This window comes from Chryseobacterium edaphi (genome assembly GCF_025628985.1).
Classification (GTDB): domain Bacteria; phylum Bacteroidota; class Bacteroidia; order Flavobacteriales; family Weeksellaceae; genus Chryseobacterium; species Chryseobacterium edaphi.
On sequence record NZ_JAOTEM010000001.1, the window covers coordinates 467,210 to 485,487 of the forward strand.

The 18,278-nt window shown below is 34.6% G+C and carries 19 protein-coding genes; 9 read left to right on the forward strand and 10 right to left on the reverse strand.

What is annotated here, in order from left to right:
• Positions 1 to 107 precede the first annotated feature (107 nt).
• Together NZ698_RS02205 and NZ698_RS02210 are read right to left on the reverse strand one after the other, a co-directional pair.
• Positions 108 to 1,409, reverse strand: a complete 1,302-nt coding sequence (locus NZ698_RS02205) for a T9SS type A sorting domain-containing protein (protein WP_263001420.1) — start codon at positions 1,407 to 1,409, stop codon at positions 108 to 110.
• A gap of 200 nt (positions 1,410 to 1,609) precedes the next feature.
• Complete coding sequence (locus tag NZ698_RS02210; protein WP_263001422.1) at positions 1,610 to 2,413, reverse strand: T9SS-dependent choice-of-anchor J family protein; 804 nt, start codon at positions 2,411 to 2,413, stop codon at positions 1,610 to 1,612.
• Positions 2,414 to 2,669: 256 nt separating this feature from the next.
• Between NZ698_RS02210 and NZ698_RS02215 the strand changes: the two genes are divergently transcribed.
• The 9 genes from NZ698_RS02215 (at position 2,670) to NZ698_RS02255 (ending at position 12,413) form a co-directional block, all read left to right on the forward strand.
• A complete protein-coding gene (locus NZ698_RS02215; protein ID WP_263001424.1) occupies positions 2,670 to 4,805 on the forward strand; it encodes a TonB-dependent receptor plug domain-containing protein in 2,136 nt (711 codons plus the stop codon).
• A gap of 12 nt (positions 4,806 to 4,817) precedes the next feature.
• Entirely contained in the window at positions 4,818 to 5,903 is a 1,086-nt protein-coding gene (locus NZ698_RS02220) for an HmuY family protein (protein ID WP_263001426.1), read from the forward strand.
• Between the two features lie 24 nt (positions 5,904 to 5,927).
• Entirely contained in the window at positions 5,928 to 6,806 is an 879-nt protein-coding gene (locus NZ698_RS02225) for a heme/hemin ABC transporter substrate-binding protein (RefSeq protein WP_263001428.1), read from the forward strand.
• A complete protein-coding gene (locus NZ698_RS02230) occupies positions 6,790 to 7,830 on the forward strand; it encodes a FecCD family ABC transporter permease (protein ID WP_263001430.1) in 1,041 nt (346 codons plus the stop codon). The genes NZ698_RS02225 and NZ698_RS02230 overlap by 17 nt, the downstream gene beginning before the upstream one ends.
• On the forward strand, positions 7,830 to 8,600 hold the full coding sequence (locus tag NZ698_RS02235; protein WP_263001432.1) for a heme ABC transporter ATP-binding protein: 771 nt from the start codon (positions 7,830 to 7,832) through the stop codon (positions 8,598 to 8,600). The genes NZ698_RS02230 and NZ698_RS02235 overlap by 1 nt, the downstream gene beginning before the upstream one ends.
• Before the next feature lie 2 nt (positions 8,601 to 8,602).
• The gene (locus NZ698_RS02240; RefSeq protein WP_263001434.1) at positions 8,603 to 9,253 is read left to right on the forward strand and encodes a class I SAM-dependent methyltransferase; all 651 of its coding nucleotides are present in this window, start codon (positions 8,603 to 8,605) and stop codon (positions 9,251 to 9,253) included.
• Between the two features lie 4 nt (positions 9,254 to 9,257).
• Positions 9,258 to 10,286 carry a hemin-degrading factor gene (locus tag NZ698_RS02245; RefSeq protein WP_263001436.1) on the forward strand — a complete coding sequence of 343 codons (1,029 nt, stop codon included), beginning with the start codon at positions 9,258 to 9,260 and terminating at the stop codon, positions 10,284 to 10,286.
• Positions 10,287 to 10,689: 403 nt separating this feature from the next.
• Entirely contained in the window at positions 10,690 to 11,562 is an 873-nt protein-coding gene (locus NZ698_RS02250; RefSeq protein WP_263001438.1) for a ChaN family lipoprotein, read from the forward strand.
• Positions 11,563 to 11,783: 221 nt separating this feature from the next.
• Positions 11,784 to 12,413 (forward strand): peptide deformylase, encoded by a 630-nt coding sequence (locus NZ698_RS02255; RefSeq protein ID WP_263001440.1) that lies wholly within the window; start codon positions 11,784 to 11,786, stop codon positions 12,411 to 12,413.
• Positions 12,414 to 12,471: 58 nt separating this feature from the next.
• Here NZ698_RS02255 and NZ698_RS02260 read toward each other — a convergent pair whose 3' ends face one another.
• The 8 genes from NZ698_RS02260 to trpB all read right to left on the reverse strand — a co-directional run bounded on the left by NZ698_RS02260 (position 12,472) and on the right by trpB (position 18,269).
• A complete protein-coding gene (locus NZ698_RS02260; protein WP_263001442.1) occupies positions 12,472 to 13,023 on the reverse strand; it encodes a hypothetical protein in 552 nt (183 codons plus the stop codon).
• Positions 13,024 to 13,121: 98 nt separating this feature from the next.
• A complete protein-coding gene (locus NZ698_RS02265; RefSeq protein ID WP_263001444.1) occupies positions 13,122 to 13,544 on the reverse strand; it encodes an organic hydroperoxide resistance protein in 423 nt (140 codons plus the stop codon).
• Positions 13,545 to 13,979: a MarR family winged helix-turn-helix transcriptional regulator gene (locus tag NZ698_RS02270; RefSeq protein ID WP_263001446.1), complete on the reverse strand. Its 435-nt coding sequence runs from the start codon at positions 13,977 to 13,979 to the stop codon at positions 13,545 to 13,547.
• A 29-nt stretch (positions 13,980 to 14,008) separates the two neighbouring features.
• The gene (locus tag NZ698_RS02275; protein WP_263001448.1) at positions 14,009 to 14,641 is read right to left on the reverse strand and encodes an NAD(P)H-dependent oxidoreductase; all 633 of its coding nucleotides are present in this window, start codon (positions 14,639 to 14,641) and stop codon (positions 14,009 to 14,011) included.
• A 149-nt stretch (positions 14,642 to 14,790) separates the two neighbouring features.
• The gene (locus tag NZ698_RS02280) at positions 14,791 to 15,222 is read right to left on the reverse strand and encodes an SLATT domain-containing protein (protein WP_263001450.1); all 432 of its coding nucleotides are present in this window, start codon (positions 15,220 to 15,222) and stop codon (positions 14,791 to 14,793) included.
• Positions 15,223 to 15,430: 208 nt separating this feature from the next.
• Positions 15,431 to 16,162, reverse strand: coding sequence for a lipoyl(octanoyl) transferase LipB (gene lipB, locus NZ698_RS02285; protein WP_263001452.1), 732 nt, complete (start codon positions 16,160 to 16,162; stop codon positions 15,431 to 15,433).
• Between the two features lie 31 nt (positions 16,163 to 16,193).
• On the reverse strand, positions 16,194 to 16,928 hold the full coding sequence (gene trpA / locus NZ698_RS02290; RefSeq protein ID WP_263001453.1) for a tryptophan synthase subunit alpha: 735 nt from the start codon (positions 16,926 to 16,928) through the stop codon (positions 16,194 to 16,196).
• A gap of 162 nt (positions 16,929 to 17,090) precedes the next feature.
• Positions 17,091 to 18,269, reverse strand: a complete 1,179-nt coding sequence (gene trpB / locus NZ698_RS02295; protein WP_263001455.1) for a tryptophan synthase subunit beta — start codon at positions 18,267 to 18,269, stop codon at positions 17,091 to 17,093.
• Positions 18,270 to 18,278 lie beyond the last annotated feature (9 nt).

Consider the following 18,278-nt stretch of genomic DNA (forward strand, 5'->3'; position numbering starts at 1 on the left):
AGAAAGTATTAATTTTTTTGGTGTTAATGGTAAAATGTGAATTTGCTTTGCGGTGAATTTTAAATTTCACCTTTGACAGCAGAATCCTGATTCACGATTCACTTTTCTTATTTTACGATAAGTTTTTTTGTTTCTGTCTGTCCGCCGAAAGTAATTTTTACAATGTAGTTTCCGGATGGAAGGTGAGATAAATTCAAATCTTGTTTGTAGAAACCTGCTTGGTTAGTCAATTTAGATTGATGCACTTTTTTTCCGGTAAGGTCATAAATTTCTACATCACCTTTATTGTTTGCTTTTTCTTTTACATCATATAAAACCGTAACCTTTTTGTCTGAAGTCGTAGGATTTGGATAGATACCGAAAGATGCTTTTTTGCTAACCTCACTTACATCCAAGACTGAAGTGATATTTTTATATTTAAAATACATATTACCCGAACCAGCTCCACCATTTTGTGTGAAATACATTCTGTAATAAGTGCTTCCTTGCTTCACGTAATAAACTACATCGTTGTAAACTCCTGTTGTTGGCTTCCAGGTGTGACCAATTGTTGTGATATTACCAGAAAATGCTGTAGTCGCAGGTAAAGTTGCAGCTGAAGTATCCTGAGTTTCAGGCTGTACCTTTGCAATAGTTACGTTTGGACTTTGGATAACTCCTGATAATCTGTATTTCATTGTTTGCGGGTTTCCTTGCTGATCAATATATGGATAATCATTCCAATATCTTGTGAACATAAGATCCCAATCTGCTTTTGGCGGTTCTAGATTAGCAACTTTATCTCCTGTTGTGAAAGAAAAATAATTAAAAAATGCATCGTCTGTTCCGTTTGCAATTGTTTTAGTTTGGGTTGCTTCCCAGGTAGAAGATGTAGCATTCCATTTAGAATATTTGAAGGTGTAACCTCCAAAATAATCCTGAATCATGAATTTAACGTAAGCTCCGGTAGATAAATATTTTAAAACAAAAATTACATTTCCTTCAATATGATGATTTCCAACATTGTACGATCCCCATCCGTAAGGTGCAGATCCTTGCTCGAAAGCACCGTCCTGAAGGGTTGTTGTTACATCCGGATTATAAAGTGGAGCTCCCCAAGAAGCGATATTTGAAACACTGATATTATCCCAATTGGTTGCCACATTTGAAGCTTCATAAACTTCTATATTTTGAGCATCATTGATTCTTGTTCCGAAACTCATTGATGAATTTCTGTAGAAAGCAACATCCCAAGTATTTGCAGGTTGTGAAACAATATTATTTGCGCTAAAATCAAAAAATACACGATTTTGATAATTTGCTCCTGTTGTTAAATTTACCGAAGTATATCCGTTTGCATCAGTTTGCGACAATACAGTTTGTTGTACCGTCAAAGCAAGTAAAGAAGCAAAGAGTAATTTTGTTTTCATAACTTAATTTATTATTTAGAATTATTCTACAAAACTAAGTAATTATTTTTAATCAGTCTAAATAAAAACATGATATTTATCTTGTCTTAATGATTTTTATATTAAATTTAATTAATAATGAATTGATATGTAGCTTGATATGAAATAAAAAAGCTGACTACAATTTGTAGTCAGCTTTAGAATTATTTAAAATAACTGAATTATTTTTTGATAAATTTAGATTTTACAGTGTTACCATCTGTAGTTTCTATAAGAAGATAATAAACTCCGGTTTGAAGTGTAGTGATATTAAAATTACTGTTCTCAACTTTTCCTGAAGCCACTTTTTGTCCTGCAGCAGAATAAATTTCAACGTTTTTAGGTTGTACTTTTCCAACAAATTGTAACGCAGAATTTTCTTCATTTACCGCAAATTTTAAGTTGTCTTTTAAAGAAAATAAATCAGACGTTCCCAAAGTAGCAGAATTGTATACCACATTATCAATCTGTATTGCTACGTGAGTAGATGAAGGGGTAAATTTAAAAACAATGTATGATGAATTTGAAGCGGGAATATTTACACTAATATTTTGAACTGCACCTATGGTTGTTACATTTATAGCACTTCCGACAGGAACAAATGTTGACATATCTGCAGGGTTAGACGCCAATCCAATTTGAAGTGTACCCGGACCAGGCGATGGAGATACTAATGTAGTAGCAAAAGATAAAGTTTTATCTCCTGTAGGAGCTACAATTTGTGGTGCTATCAAATACGATGGTGTTACTGCATTATTACCGGCATATGATTGTATAGTTTTATCTGCGTCACCTACCACAAGCATTCTGGGAGATACAGGAGGCATCGCTCCGGTCATAGGAGCAACTATTGCTGACCATCCGTTCTGAGGAAAGGTTGTATTACCTGCTGTAAAACTGTTAAAGTTTTCATTAAGTGTAGCCATCTGAGCATTTGCAGTAACTGCTGACAACATAAGAGCTCCAAAAAGTAATTTTAATTTCATTTTTCTATTATTTAATTATGCCACAAAATTAAACATTTGTTTTTAATTGTTCTAAATAAAACAATGATTTTTGTTCTGTTTTTTTATTTTAAATAAATAATAGACTATAATGATGCAGAATAAAAACTTTCAGATGGGAGTTATCATCATCGATATTTTGTTATCATTATGTTCTTGCTAAAAATCATATGATAAAATTTCAATTATTTTTAATTATTCTAAATAAAGCACTATATTTGTCGAAAATTTTGAGTTTATGAAGAAGAAATTGCTTTCAATCGTGTCATTATCAGCCATTTTTTGGATCAATGCACAGGAAAAAGATTCTCTAAATCAGAAAAAAATAGAAGAAGTTGTCATCACAGGACAATTTATGCAACAGTCAATTAATAAATCAATTTATAAGGTTGAAGTAATTGATGCACAGCAAATTAAAAATATGGCTGTAACCAACGTTGCAGAAGTTCTAAATCAAAATCTTAACATTTTAATAGAACCAAGCAGAGGTTCTGGAAATTCAAATGCAAGTATCATGGGATTGAGTGGTGAATACACCAAAATCCTTATCGATAATATTCCTGTCGTAAGTGACGAAGGTATGGGAAATCTGGTAGATCTTACCAAAATCAACGTCAATAATATTGAAAGAATTGAAGTCGTAAAAGGTTCTATGGGGGTTGAATACGGGAACAATGCAGTTGCAGGAGTTATCAATATCATTACAAAGAAAAACTACGGGAAGAAATTTACAGCAATTGCGTCTTTACAAGAAGAATCGGTTGGGAAAGATTACGACTGGTTCAAAAAAGGAAACGGTCGTCACATTCAGTCTTTAAATCTTGGTTATAAAATTAATGATAACTGGTCTATAACTGCAGATATTAATCATAATGATTTTCAGGGATATAAAGGTATTCTGAACGGGTACAAATACTTCAGTGAAAATAACGATGGAAACCGCGGTTACGAATGGCAGCCAAAAGATATGTTAACCACCAACGGGACCATCAGATACGGAAAAGGTCACACAAGCTTCTTTTATAAATTAAATTACCTCACAGAAAAAATAAACTATTACAATCCTCTAGTTGTCGAAGATTATCTAGGTGGTGGAAACAGAACCTACACTTCAGATGATATCGACTACAATACAGAAAGATGGATTCACCAGTTTAATATTCAGACTAAATTAGGAAGAATCAATTACAACGGTGATTTTTCATACCAAAGTCAGGAAAGAAAATCTCAGAATTATCTTTACGATGTTCCCAACAGAAGAGAATTATCAAGAGACTCTGAAAAGACTTTCTATAAATCTGATGTCTTATATTCAAGAGGAATGTTCAGTAACTTTTTAAACAGTGAAAAAATCAATTTCCAGCTTGGTTACGAATTAGACAGAACAAAAGGTTTTGCCGACGCTACTACTTTTGAAAGCAATAATAACGGGAGAAACATTGAGAGATCAATCTTTAATTATGCAAATTTCTTATCAGCAGAATGGAATGTTGTCGATTGGTTTTCATTACGTCCCGGTGTAAGATTAGCCTTGAGTGACAAGTTTGATTCTCAGTATAATTATTCCACAACTTTCAGATTCAGGACATCAGAAAAATCAGATATCCGTACTGTTTTCGGAACTGCAAACAGATTCCCGACTTATGATGAGTTATATACTTATGTTGTAGACAATAATCACGATATCAGAGGAAATGAAAATCTGAAACCGGAAAAAGGATATTCAGCGAGTGTATTTTGGGATTATGCAACCACTTTGTCAAGCGATTGGAAGTTAAATTTCAGCGCATCGGCAATGTATCTTGATGTTCAGGACAGAATCGAAGATGTTGTGATCAACAACAGTCCTCTTCAAATTACGTATCTGAATGTTGATAATTATAAATCTTTATTATTTGGAGGAGGTTTCAATGTAAGAAAAGGAGATTTGTCGTTCAATGCAGGAGTTTCAGTGATGGGAATTTCACAGTCTCTGAACTCCGGAAATATTTCTTCTCCTAATGATTTTAATTATTATGCTGAAGCTAATTTAGCTGCTAATTATACCTTACCAAATATCAAAACTTTGTTCGCTCTTTATTACAAATATACAGGTGAACAGAGAAAATATACTTTAAGAACCAATGCTCAGGATCCGCAAGATCCGGGACAATATGTATTGGGTGAAATTGGTGATTTCAATATGCTGAATTTTACAGTAAGTCAGCCTTTTTTTAAAAACCATTTCGAGGTTAGTTTAGGAATCAAAAACATTTTTGATGTTACAAGCATCAGAAATACAGTACAAGCTGGAGACGGCCACAATGGAGCAAGAGATCAACAGAACTTATTCTATGGCAGAAGCTATTTTGCCAGATTAAATTATAATTTTTAAATAAATTAAAAAATGAAAAAAATACTATTTTGCTTATTAGTAGGCGCTTCATTCATTTCTCAGTCGTGTATTAATGACAACGAAGATCCTGTAACAGTGGCACCATCAGACGGAGCAAGAGTTGATCCGAATGTTGGAGGAGCAACACAGCCCAACCAGGTTTGGTTTGACTTGGGAACAGATACTGAAGTTCTTACCAAAAGAACAGACTGGGATCTTGCTTTATATTCAGGAAATGAGTTTAAAGTAGTTTTAAATTCATCAATTATGATGGCAGCAGGTAAAATTGCTAATGCTACAAACATTGATGCTGTGACTGAAGCAAGCGTTGCCACATTGAAAAATCAGGTGCAGGTTGCCGATTTTAATCCTGCCAACGTTGCATATATCGATGATGTAAATGGTGATTTTCCTGCAGGATATACTGCAATTGAAGAAATCAAAGCAAACGAATCCGATAATGCAGTCTATCTTGTCAACATGGGTAAAGAAATTTACACAGGGACAGTTCCTACAGGTTCAGTGGCAACTGGTGGTGACAGCAGAGGCTGGATGAAAGTCCAGATTGCAAGAACAGCAACAGGATATAAAGTAAAATATGCAGAACTAAGTTCTACAACTCATAAAGAATTAAGCATCAATAAAAATGCTGCATATAACTACAATTTTGTGAGCTTAAAAAACAACAAAGAATTATTTATTCAACCTGAAAAAAAGAAATGGGACATCTGTTTTACTGTTTTCACAAACACAATTACAGGAGCCGGAAGTTATATCTATGCTGATTTTGTGACAATCAATAATGTAGGTGGAGCAGCAGCTTACGAAATTATCGTTCCGTCAACATCTTCGGGAGTTGAAGCCTTTACCAATTTCAAAACTTCAGATATTGATCAGTCTAAATTTATTCACAATGATCAGAGAATCATTGGTGCAAACTGGAGAAATCCTGTTGGAACGAATGGTCTTGAAGTGTATGGTGACCGTTTTTATGTTGTAAAAGATGCCGAAGGTTTCTATTTTAAACTGAGATTTACAAGATTGACCAACACCGCAGGAGAGAGAGGAAGACCTCAATTTGAATACAAACCGCTTTAATAAATCAAATAATAATTAATAAAAATGAAAAAATTCATTCTTGCAGTTTCTGTACTTGCAGCAGTATATTCTTGTAAAAAAGAAACTTCAAAACCAACTGAAAATAAAACCGAAGTTTCTTCTGAAACTCCGAAAACCAATAATAAAATCGTTACTCTCAACGGAGGAATTACAGAAATTGTAAGCGCTCTAGGTCACGAAAAAGAAATCGTTGCAACAGACGTTACAAGTACTTATCCTGAATCTTTAAAAACTTCTGCTGAAAATTTAGGTCATGTAAGATCAATTACAATAGAGCCTATTATGGCAGTATCTCCAACTTTGATTTTAGCTTCTGACAAAGATATCAATCCTGAACTGATGGGTAAAATCAAAGCTTCAGGAATCAAAACTGAAACTTTCAAGCAGGAATATACAGTTGCCGGAACTAAAAAATTAATTGCTGATGTTGCAAAAGCTGTCGGAAATGCTGATTATCAGAAATTAAACGATAAAATTGATGCTGATTTAAAGCAGGTTCAGCCTATTGCTAAAAAACCAAAAGTTCTGTTCATCTATGCAAGAGGAAATATGATGATGGTTTCAGGTAAAAATACGCCAATGGCAGCATTGATCGGTCTTGCAGGAGGTGAAAATGCAATCAATGATTTTGAAGATTTCAAACCTTTAACTCCGGAAGCGGTGGTGAAAGCAAATCCTGATGTATTGTTCTTTTTCACAAGCGGTTTAGAAGGTTCAGGAGGAAATGAAGGCGCTCTTAAAATGCCGGGAGTTTCTCAGACCAACGCAGGTAAAAACAAGAAGATTATTGCTATGGATGGTGGCCTGGTTTCAGGTTTCGGACCAAGATTAGGTGAGGCTGCAGTTGCATTAAACAAACTTTTAGTTGAAAACACAAAGTAAATTATACTTTTACATTATATTAAGTACCATACTGCTTTTTTTGATAGCAGTGTGGTCGCTTAATACTGGGGTTTACGACTTCGCGGGTAAATCGGCATTTGAGGTTTTAGGAAAAGTAATTCAGGGAGATACTGATGTTTCATTAAGTGACAAATACATTGTCTGGGAGGTAAGAGCTTCCAGAATTGTAATGGCCATTCTTATTGGCAGTATGCTATCAGTTTCAGGAACGAGTTTACAGGGATTATTCAAAAATCCTTTGGCAACGGGAGATTTGATTGGTCTTACATCAGGAGCAACTTTAATGGCTGCCATCACAATTGTTTTAGGAAGACATTTCAGAGAGTTTCTTCCTGAGGCGGTACAGTTTTCATTGGTAGGCATCGCTGCATTTATAGGATCACTTCTCGCTATGCTTTTGGTGTACAGAATTTCCACAAGTGGTGGAAAAACCAATGTAGTCATGATGCTGTTGACGGGAGTTGCGATTTCTGCAATCGGTTTTTCTTTAGTAGGCTTTCTTATTTATATATCAAAAGACGATCAACTAAGAGATCTCACTTTCTGGAATATGGGTAGTCTTGCTGCTGCAACATGGACTAAGAATGCTATTTTAGCCATTGTACTCGTTTTTTCATTTAGTATTTTAATGCCGAAAGGAAAGGCTTTGAATGCAATGATGTTGGGTGAAAGAGATGCACAGCATTTAGGAATCAATGTCGAAAAGCTAAAGAAACAAATCATCATCATTACTGCATTAATGGTAGGATCCTGCGTAGCATTTTCCGGAACCATCGGTTTTGTAGGGTTGATTGTTCCTTATATATTAAGACTTTTGTTTAAATCAAATTATGCTTTCATCTTACCATTATCAGCAATTTGTGGAAGTATATTATTATTGACCGCCGATACATTCAGCAGAAGTATAGTAGAGCCTTCGGAGCTCCCGATCGGGATTCTTACTGCGATGATGGGTGCACCTATTTTTATTGCAATTTTAATGAAATTTAAAAAGTCAATGTAATGATCAAGGCACAGCAAATCAATTACAGGCATAAAGAATTTTTCATCCTTAACGAAGTGGATGTCACACTTGGCTTTGGCGAATTTTTAGCCATCGTTGGTCCTAATGGAGCGGGAAAATCAAGTCTGCTAAGTATTTTGGCAAATGAAGTGAAAACCAGGCAGCAGATTTTATTTAAAGATAAAAATATCAGCGACTGGAAAATGACTGAAATTTCCAAACATAAAGCGAAATTTTCACAGCATAACTCCAATGATATTCCTCTTGAAGTGAAAGATATTGTGATGATGGGGCGTTATCCTTATTTTGATGCTCAGCCAAAAGCCGAAGATCTGCAGGCAACAAACGAAATGATGTTTGAGACTGATGTTTATCACCTGAAAGACAGAGAATACAATACATTGTCGGGTGGCGAAAAACAACGCGTGCATTTGTCAAGAGTTTTGGCACAGTTGCAGAACGAAATCACTCAAAAATTGCTTTTTTTAGATGAGCCTCTGAACAATCTGGATGTAAAACATCAATACAAAGCTTTAGAAATCATTAAGAATTTCACAAAAAAAGAAAATTCTGCGGTTGTAGTTCTTCATGATCTCAACCTTGCTGCTCAGTATGCAGACAAAATTTTGCTGATGAAATCTGGAAAAGTAGCTGCTTACGGAACTCCGCAAGAGGTTTTCACTGCTGAAAATATCAGTGAAGCATACAATTTTCCCTGCACGATTTGTGACCATCCGATCACCAATAACCCGATGATTATTTTTGGATAAATATGGAAAAAGATCAACTTAAAATATTAGCCGAAAATCTTGCCAATCCGCAAGGTGAAAAAGGTATCGAAATTGGCGAAATGATGAATGCCACCAATATCGGGATGACGCTCGAAAGTATTCATGCTTTGTTGATAGAAGACAACGAATACATTCTCGAGATCGGTCACGGAAACGCCGGTCATCTGAAAAGTTTTTTAAAGATTGCTAAAGATTTAAAATACACAGGCATTGATATTTCCGAAACCATGCACAATGAAGCTCAAAAATTAAATTCAGATTTTAAAGATCAGGCAGATTTTGTGTTGTATGAAGGCGAAAAATTTCCTTTCGAAGATGAGGTTTTTGATAAAATATTTACAGTCAACACCGTTTATTTCTGGAAAGAACCTGTTGAATATTTAAATGAAATTTACAGGGTTTTGAAAGATACCGGAACCTTCGTTCTCACATTCGGACAGCGTGATTTTATGGAAAAATTGCCTTTCACAGAATACAATTTTAAGCTTTACAATAATGACGAGATGGAAGAATTGATTTCAAAAAGTCATTTTAAAAGAATGAAAATCTCCGAAAAGGAAGAAGAAATAAAAAGCAAAACCGGAGACGAATTAATCAAAAGAATTTACACAGTTTTAACCATAAAAAAATAAAATAATGAGCACATTAGTTAACGAACTGAAAGAAAAATGGGAAGCTCTGAAAGCAGAAAATCCACATTTGAGAATAAGAAATGCCGCAGAACAGTTAGGTGTAAGCGAAGCAGAATTATTATTAACTAACGTAGGTGAAGAAGTTACCGTTCTGAAACCTGAATTTGCCAACATCTTAACAGAAGTTGAAAAATTAGGAAAAGTAATGGCACTTACCAGAAACGATGAGTGTGTACACGAGAGAAAAGGAACTTATCTGAATGGTGATTTCAGCAGTCCTCACGCACAGCTTTTCGTAGGTGAAGATATTGACCTGAGAATCTTTATGAATCACTGGAAATTTGCTTTTGCAGTAGTCGAAGGTGACAGAAAAAGCCTTCAGTTCTTCGGAAAAGACGGTTTGGCGCTTCACAAAATATATTTGACGAAAGACAGCAACGTTGAAGCTTTCGATCCTATCGTGGCTCAGTTTAAAGCTGAAAATCAAGCTGAAACTTTTGAGTTCGAAACAGCAGCTCCCAAAGCTCCGGAAAAGGACGATTCAGAAATTGATGCTGAAGGTTTTAAAAAAGCTTGGACTGAATTGAAAGATACTCACGATTTCTTTATGATGACCAGAAAATTCGGAGTTTCAAGAACTCAGGCTTTGAGACTGGCTCCTGAAGGATATGCTAAAAAGATCGATACTTCTAAAGTAGTTAACGTTCTTGAAGATGCTTCTGAAAAAAATCTTCCGATCATGATTTTCGTGGGGAACAGAGGAATTATTCAGATTCATACAGGTGAGGTGAAAAAAACAATGTGGCATCAGCAATGGTTCAACGTGATGGATCCTGATTTCAACTTACACTTAGATGTTACCAAAATCGCTGAAGCTTGGATCGTGAAAAAACCGACTGAAGACGGTGAAGTAACTGCTATCGAAGTATTCAACAAAGAAGGTGATTTCATCGTTCAGTTTTTCGGAAAAAGAAAACCGGGAATCCCTGAATTGCAAGAATGGAAAGACCTTGTAGCAGATTTAGAAAAATAATTGATAATTGATTTGTTAAAGGCCGTTTTGTTTTTTCAAGGCGGCTTTTTTAATAATATCATAATAGAATAGGCTTTTACAAAAATAAATAAAGCCAGATCAAAAATGGAATAACCTTAGTCCTGAATCAAGAAGGTTTAGTCAAAAGTCAACTAAGCTTTGGATAAAATCGAATAAGCTTAGGACGGAATCAACTAGACATTGGCTGAAGTAAAACAGGCTCCGGTCAAAATCAAATAGTCTTAGTCTAAAGTCAACTAGGCTTTGGACAAAATCAAATAGACCTTGGCTCGGGTCAACAAGGCATTGTCTGAAATAAACAGAAAGCCGTTCTAAATAAATGGATGACCAGCTGAAATGAGTGTTAAAAATTTTTAGTAAATTAAAACAATAAAAAATAATAATGAAAAATATATTCGCAGCGATTTTGATGATGGCTTTTTGTTTTTCAAATGCACAAAACCTGAAAGCTTTTCAGTTTTATACTCAAAAGGGTAAAGAAATAAAAACCGATAAATTAGTAAAAGAACTTGCTGGTTATGATATAGTTTTTATTGGTGAAAACCACAACAGCTCGATCAATCACTGGCTGCAGCTGAAAATCACCGAAGCATTATTTGCAAAGAAAAACGGACAGATCATTTTGGGAGCCGAAATGTTTGAAAGAGATAATCAATCCCAGCTGGATAATTATTTAAGCGGGAAATTTGATGCTAAAATGTTGAAAGATTCAGCCCGTCTCTGGAATAATTATACAACAGATTACAAACCTTTGGTTGATTTTGCAAAAGATAAAAAACTGAAGTTCATAGCCACTAACATTCCGAGAAAGCACGCGTCTCAAACCGCAAAAGAAGGTCTGGAATCATTGAATAAATTAAGCGAAAAGGAAAAAACATACATTGCTCAACTTCCCATCAAAGTAACCTTAGACACTCCCGGTTATCCCGAAATGAAAACCATGATGGGAGAACATGCAGAAGGTACAAAGGTGATGAATTTCATTTCTGCACAGGCAATAAAAGATGCGACAATGGCAGAATCTATCCTGAAAAATTTTGAATCCGGAAAAACATTCATCCACTACAACGGAAATTTCCACACCAAAGAATTTGGCGGAATTTACTGGTACATCAAACAGAAAAATCCGAACCTGAAAATGGCAGTCATCTCCGTTTTCGAATCTGAAGATCCTGAACTAAAAATCCCTGCAAAAGAGTATATCCCGACAAATTTTAATCTGATTATTCCTGCGGATATGACGAAAACGTATTAATTTTATTCCCGCAGATTTCACAGATTTTCACAGATGTTTTTACTGAAAAAAATCCTGAAAAATCTGCTCAATCAGCAAAATCTGTGTGAGTAATAAAAAACAACAGATCAATAATAAATCAATAGGAACGGGCTTTAGCCCGTTTTTTAATGAAAATAAATTCAGTTGGCTTTAGCCAAAACATATAAACATCATTATATTTGTTAAACATTCCCAAAACAATGAAAAAACTCTCTTTACTCCTCATATTTATCATCAGTTTCATTAATGCACAAAAACTGACGTCAGCAGAAGTTTCTATAATCAATCAAGGTGATGCAAAAACCGCATTACCCATTTTTCAAACCACAGATTCTCATCAGCAAACTACCTTATTAGATCAGTCAAAAGAAATTGATCCGACTGATCCGAATACCGCAACATTGGTTTTAAGAATGAAAGAATCTCTGTTATCAACCGACGGTGGAGTAGGAATCGCCGCACCACAAGTAGGAATCAACAGAAAAGTAATCTGGGTTCAGCGTTTTGATAAAACGGGAGAGCCATTAGAATATTTCATCAATCCTGTCATCACCTGGAAATCTGAACTACAGAATCTCGGTCCGGAAGGTGATCTGTCGATTCCAGAATTCCGTGGACAGTTTTACAGAAGCAAAGTGATTCAGCTGCAATATGTAGATTTAAAAGGACAAAAATATTCAGAAATTGTTGAAGGATTTACGGCAGTGATTTTCCAGCACGAAATCGACCATCTCTTTGGAATTTTAATTTCAGATAAAAAAGAAAAGGAACTGAATGATGAGTATATAGAAGTAGATGCTTATAAGAAGAGTGATTCGGTGAAGAGGTAAAGTTTTTCTACATCATTTTCAGATAGAAATCCATCAAAATAATTTTAATAAATTTTAGTTATTTGAATCTTACAATTATTCTTGTTCTTTGACCTTCATCAATTCCAAAGATGAAACTATAAATGTGAGTTGAGTCATTATCCCATCTTACAATCTTTTGCCACCAATAATCAATTTTTTCACTTTTCTCAATACCTTTTTGAGATAAGCTTTTTGAAATCATATCTTTATTTGACTGGTAAAGATTATCAATAAAATGTTCTTTTAAATCATCTTGATTCCAGCTATATTCAATCAAGCGAACAATACTGTCGTTCTTAGTGAAAAAATATGAAATTTCAGTATTTAAATTAGTGGTGTCTCTACGATAAATCTTTGGTTGTTCAAACTGATACTTTTCAATTTCCGGAAAATATTCTTTCGAAAGTGCAATATTGAATGGTTTTGTGTATTCAATTCCATTATTTTTATTTTCAATATTCGAAATGTCTGAAAATTTAATTTGTTCAAGTTCTATAGATGTATTTTGAATTCTTACTCTCTCAAAATTATCTTTCGGTTTACAATTAATTACTGAAAAAATAACTAGAATTTGAATGTATAGCTTCATAAATGTTTTTTATAAAAATACTAATTTAATTGTCAAAACTGCAAACAAAAAAATCCACCTCCAAAGGAAGCAGATTCATATAATTAAAGAAAAAAATCTTAGTTATTCGTCACCGAAAGTTTCACCTCAATATTATTTCTTGTCGCATTAGAATAGGGACAAATCTGATGAGCTTTCTCTGTTAGTTCCTGAGCTTCTTCAAGAGAAACTCCAGGAATATTCACATCCAATTCTGCAGCCAAACCAAAACCACCGTCTTCATTCTGTCCGATGCTCACTTTTGCAGCTACCGAAGTTTCTCCAGTTTCAATTTTAGATTTGCTGATGATCAAATTCAATGCGCTGTCAAAGCAAGCGGCATATCCTGCTGCGAAAAGCATTTCAGGATTGGTGAAGTCGTCATTGGCTCCGCCTAATCCTTTTGGCATTCTCACTTCAAGATCCAAAACTCCGTTATCGCTTTTTACCTGTCCGTTTCTTCCGCCTTTTGCGGTAACGTTGGTTGTATATAATGTTTTCATTTATTTTTGAATTTTATTTAAAATTTTCTGAACGGTTTCTTTCAATTCCAAAAGATCTTCAGTCGAAAGATTCAGTTTTTCCTGCATTTTCCGCGGAATTTCACAAGCTTTTTCTTGTAAATTTCTTCCTGCATCATCCAGAAAAACTTCTACCACTCTTTCATCTTCTTTTTTTCTTTTTCTGATGATAAAACCTTTAGATTCCAATCTTTTGAGAAGAGGTGTTAAAGTTCCGCTGTCGAGATACAGTTTTTCACCGATTTGATTTACGGTTAATCCGTCTTTTTCCCAAAGTATCATCATCACAAGATATTGCGAATAGGTAATGCCCAATTCGTCAAGAAACGGACGGTAAAGTCCGGTCATTTCCTTTGCGATAACGTAAAACGGAAAGCATAGCTGATTTCCTAATTTGGGTGTGTCGTGATTTTCCATAATTCAGAGATGAATTTGAGGCGAAAATACTATTTTCTGATGATAAATTCCTCCATCGGAATTCTTACTTTTTTCATGTTGGATAGCCAGTCATTTTCGGTATCTCTATAGCCAAGATATAAAAGCGTAACACTTTTTAAACCTAATTCTTTAAGACCAAGAATTTCGTCAACAACTTGATTATTAAAACCTTCTGCAGGGGTAGAATCGATTTTCAATTCAGCCGCCTGAGCCATTGCCAAACTTAAAGCGATATACGTTTGTCTTGCTGTGTGAGCAAAATGCTGTTCGGGAGTTTGAGCGTTGTACAGATCTTTGATCATATCGGTATAACTGCTGAAACGTCCCTGTGGTAAATCTCTCACGTCCGTATGATGATCGTATACTTTATCAATTTTCTCATTTGAATAGCTGTCCCACGCTGCAAAAACCAAAACGTGAGAAGAATCTCTCATCACTTCAGGATTAAATGCACCACTCACCATTTTCTCTTTTAATTCCTGATTTTCTACTACTATAACACGGAAAGGTTGTAATCCTGATGAAGTAGGAGCTAATCTCGCAGCTTCTAAAATTTTATTTAAATCTTCTTGTGATACTTTTTTTGTTGAGTCATACGCTTTTACGGCATGTCTCCAGTTTAAATCTTCTATTAACGACATTGTTTTGTTATTTTTTTATTTGTTTAAAATCTTTGATTAGAATAATTATCTTATCAAATTAACAAAGCAAAGGTAGTGAACAATTAAATTGTGTGCAATTTAATTTTAGGAAATGTGTTTTAGATGAGATCTAAGGTATCTAATATTTATTATATAGATTTAGATCTTGTCCAGACGTCATTTAATTCATCAAGAATATTTTGATATTGTAATTTAAATTGCTCGATTGTAATCTGATCAATTTCATAATCTTGTTTTTCTCTAAATTCAATTGCAAATTTTAATTTATAAATTTCATTCAAGGCATCATTATAAGCTATCCACATTCCCTTGTTGTCGAAAAAAGTATTATAAGCACTTATTACTGTGATACAGCCTGAAATTACTAATGCAATAATTCTAAGTATATCTTTTATTATTTCGAAATTTAGTCCTAAAACAATTGTTGACATTGCTGCTAAAATTGTTATACTTAAATAAGTCCAAAAAGCAACTCTCCTGTAATATAATCTACTGCTATTTATACGTGTTATTCTTCTGTCAATTTGTTCTTTAAGAAATTTCAATTGTTCTGATTCCATGATATGGTTTATTTTTACAATAAAATTATATCATAGACGAATCATAAAAAATAACTATTTATAGCTATTTTTATGGTCATAGAGAAATCAATAAATAACATTTTTGAGTACTAATTTATTAGATAAAATCATTTCAATACTACTTGATAAAATATTTTGAAAAAAAAATCTGCCTCAAAAGAAACAGATCAATATAATTAAACAAATTCTAAGTATTCCCAACCAGTTCCGCTCCAAAAACATCCGCAAAATGCTTTCTCATCTTCAACTTAATATCTTCAACTTCTTCAACTGTCAATTCTCTTTCCAATTCTCTTTTTAAAGAAGTCACCTGTTTATCTTTAATTCCGCATGGAATAATGTATTCAAAATAACGCATATCTGTATTGACATTAAACGCAAAACCATGCAAAGTCACCCAACGGGAAGCTTTTACACCCATTGCACAGATTTTTCTGGCATAAGGTTTTCCGACATCCAGCCAAACTCCGGTTTCTCCCGGTGAACGTTCACCTTTTAAACCAAATTCAGCCATCGTTCTGATAATTACTTCTTCGAGATTTCGCATGTATAAATGAATATCGGTAAAGAAATTTTCAAGATCTAAAATCGGGTAACCCACAATCTGTCCGAAACCATGATAGGTAATGTCTCCGCCACGATTTACTTTGACGAAGGTAGCTTCGATTTCCTTTAATTTATCAATTCCGGCAAGCATATTTTCTTCATGACCGCTTTTTCCCAAAGTGTAAACGTGAGGATGCTCCACCAAAAGAAAATGGTTGGAAGTTGTAAGACGTTCTTCAGCGGGCAAGTCGCGGTTTTTGATTTTGGTATCGATGATTTCCTTCATCAGACTTTCCTGATAATCCCAGGAAGACTGATAATCTTTTACGCCCAGATCTTCAAATGCTACGACTTTATTTTGATGTGTGTTCATGCCTTTTATTAACAGACAAATTTAGTGATTTTTAATTTTTTATTGAATGAATAAAATCTATGGCATTTATCTTCCAATCTTTATCGTTCAGCAGAATATTGACGAAGGCAGTTCCTATGATTCCGCCGTCTGCTTTTTCTGTGACATTTTCAAAATCTTCTTTAGACTTAATTCCAAAGCCTATCATTACTGGATTTTTTAAGGGAAGAGAAGCGATTCTTGACAGATAATCCTCATTTTTCAAAACTGTATTCTCACTTCCCGTTGTGGAAGATGAACTTACCGCATACAAAAAGCCTGAACTTAGAGAATCCAGATATAAAATTCTGTCAACGGAAGTTTCAGGGGTGATCAGGAAAGTAAAATTCAAATTGTATGTTTCTAAAATTTTATGATAATTTTTTTCGAATTCGATGGGTGGAAGATCTGGAATAATTAAACCTGAAATTCCACTTTCTGAACATTCTCTGCAGAAATTTTCAAATCCGAAACTTAATACCGGATTAATATATCCCATTAAAATAATCGGAATTTTAATTTCGTTTTTAATGGATTTCAATTGAGAAAAAAGTTTTTCAATGGTCATTCCATTTTTCAAAGCCAATTCATGTGCTTTTTGAATAACTGGTCCGTCTGCGACAGGATCGGAATAAGGCATACCGATTTCCATCATATCGGCTCCGGAATCCTGAATGAGTTGTATGATTTCAGCAGTATCTTCCAATTGTGGAATTCCTGCTGTGAAATATATATTGAGTTTTTTCATTTTAAAAATTAATTGATTGAGAGATTTTGTTGAATGACAAAGGTTTGTTTTTATAACAAATTTGCGATCCGGCTTGAACGGAGCTCTTTTTTGTTGGCTGAGCGAAGCCGAAGCCAACAAAAAAAGCGGGAGTGGAAGACGGAATTTACCGCCAAAATAATTTTACAGATTCTTCAAATACGTTTCCATATCCTTATCACCGCGGCCGCTTAAACAGATGACAACAATATCATTTTCGTTAAACTTTTTCTTATTTAAAACTGACAAAGCATGAGCACTTTCCAAAGCGGGAATAATTCCTTCCAGTTTCGTCAGTTCAAACGCAGATTCCAACGCTTCATCATCATTGATACTGAAAAATTCTGCACGGTTTTCTTTAAACAAATGCGCATGAAAAGGCCCGATTCCGGGATAATCCAAACCTGCAGAAATAGAATGGGGCTCAATAACCTGTCCGTCATCTGTCTGCATCACCAGACTTTTACTTCCGTGAAGAACGCCTAAAGTTCCCAGAAAAGTAGTCGCAGCAGATTTTCCAGATTCAACTCCAAAACCTCCTGCTTCAGCAGCAATGATTTTTACATTTTCTTCATCTACAAAATGATAGAAAGTTCCTGCAGCATTACTTCCGCCACCGACACAGGCAATTATGTAATCAGGATTTTCTCTTCCGATTTGTTCGTGAAGCTGTTCTTTAATTTCTTTTGAAATTAAACTTTGAAATCTCGCCACCAAATCAGGAAATGGATGTGGTCCAACAACGCTTCCAATCACATAATGTGTTGTGGTAGAGTTGTTAATCCAATCTCGTAAAGCTTCATTTACTGCATCTTTCAAAGTTTTTGATCCTGAAGTCGCAGGAATAACCGTTGCTCCCAACATTTTCATTCTCCCAACATTCGGAGCCTGTCTTGCAATGTCGACTTCGCCCATGTACACGATGCATTCCAAACCCAATAATGCGCAAGCTGTGGCAGTTGCAACGCCATGTTGTCCGGCTCCTGTTTCAGCGATAATTCTTTGCTTTCCAAGACGTCTCGCCAATAAAACCTGACCCAGAGCATTGTTGATTTTATGTGCTCCGGTGTGATTGAGGTCTTCTCTTTTCAGATAAATCTTGGTATTGTATTTTTCACTTAAATTTTTCGCAAAATAAAGTGGAGTAGCACGACCGACATAATTTTTTAATAAATCCTGATATTCATTTTGAAATTCTTCGGATTCAATGATTTTTAAATAATTATTTTGAAGTTCTTCAACATTTGGATATAACATTTCTGGGATGAATGCACCACCGAATTCTCCGTAATAGCCGTTTTGGTCTGGGTTTTTATAGCTCATAAGTAGTAT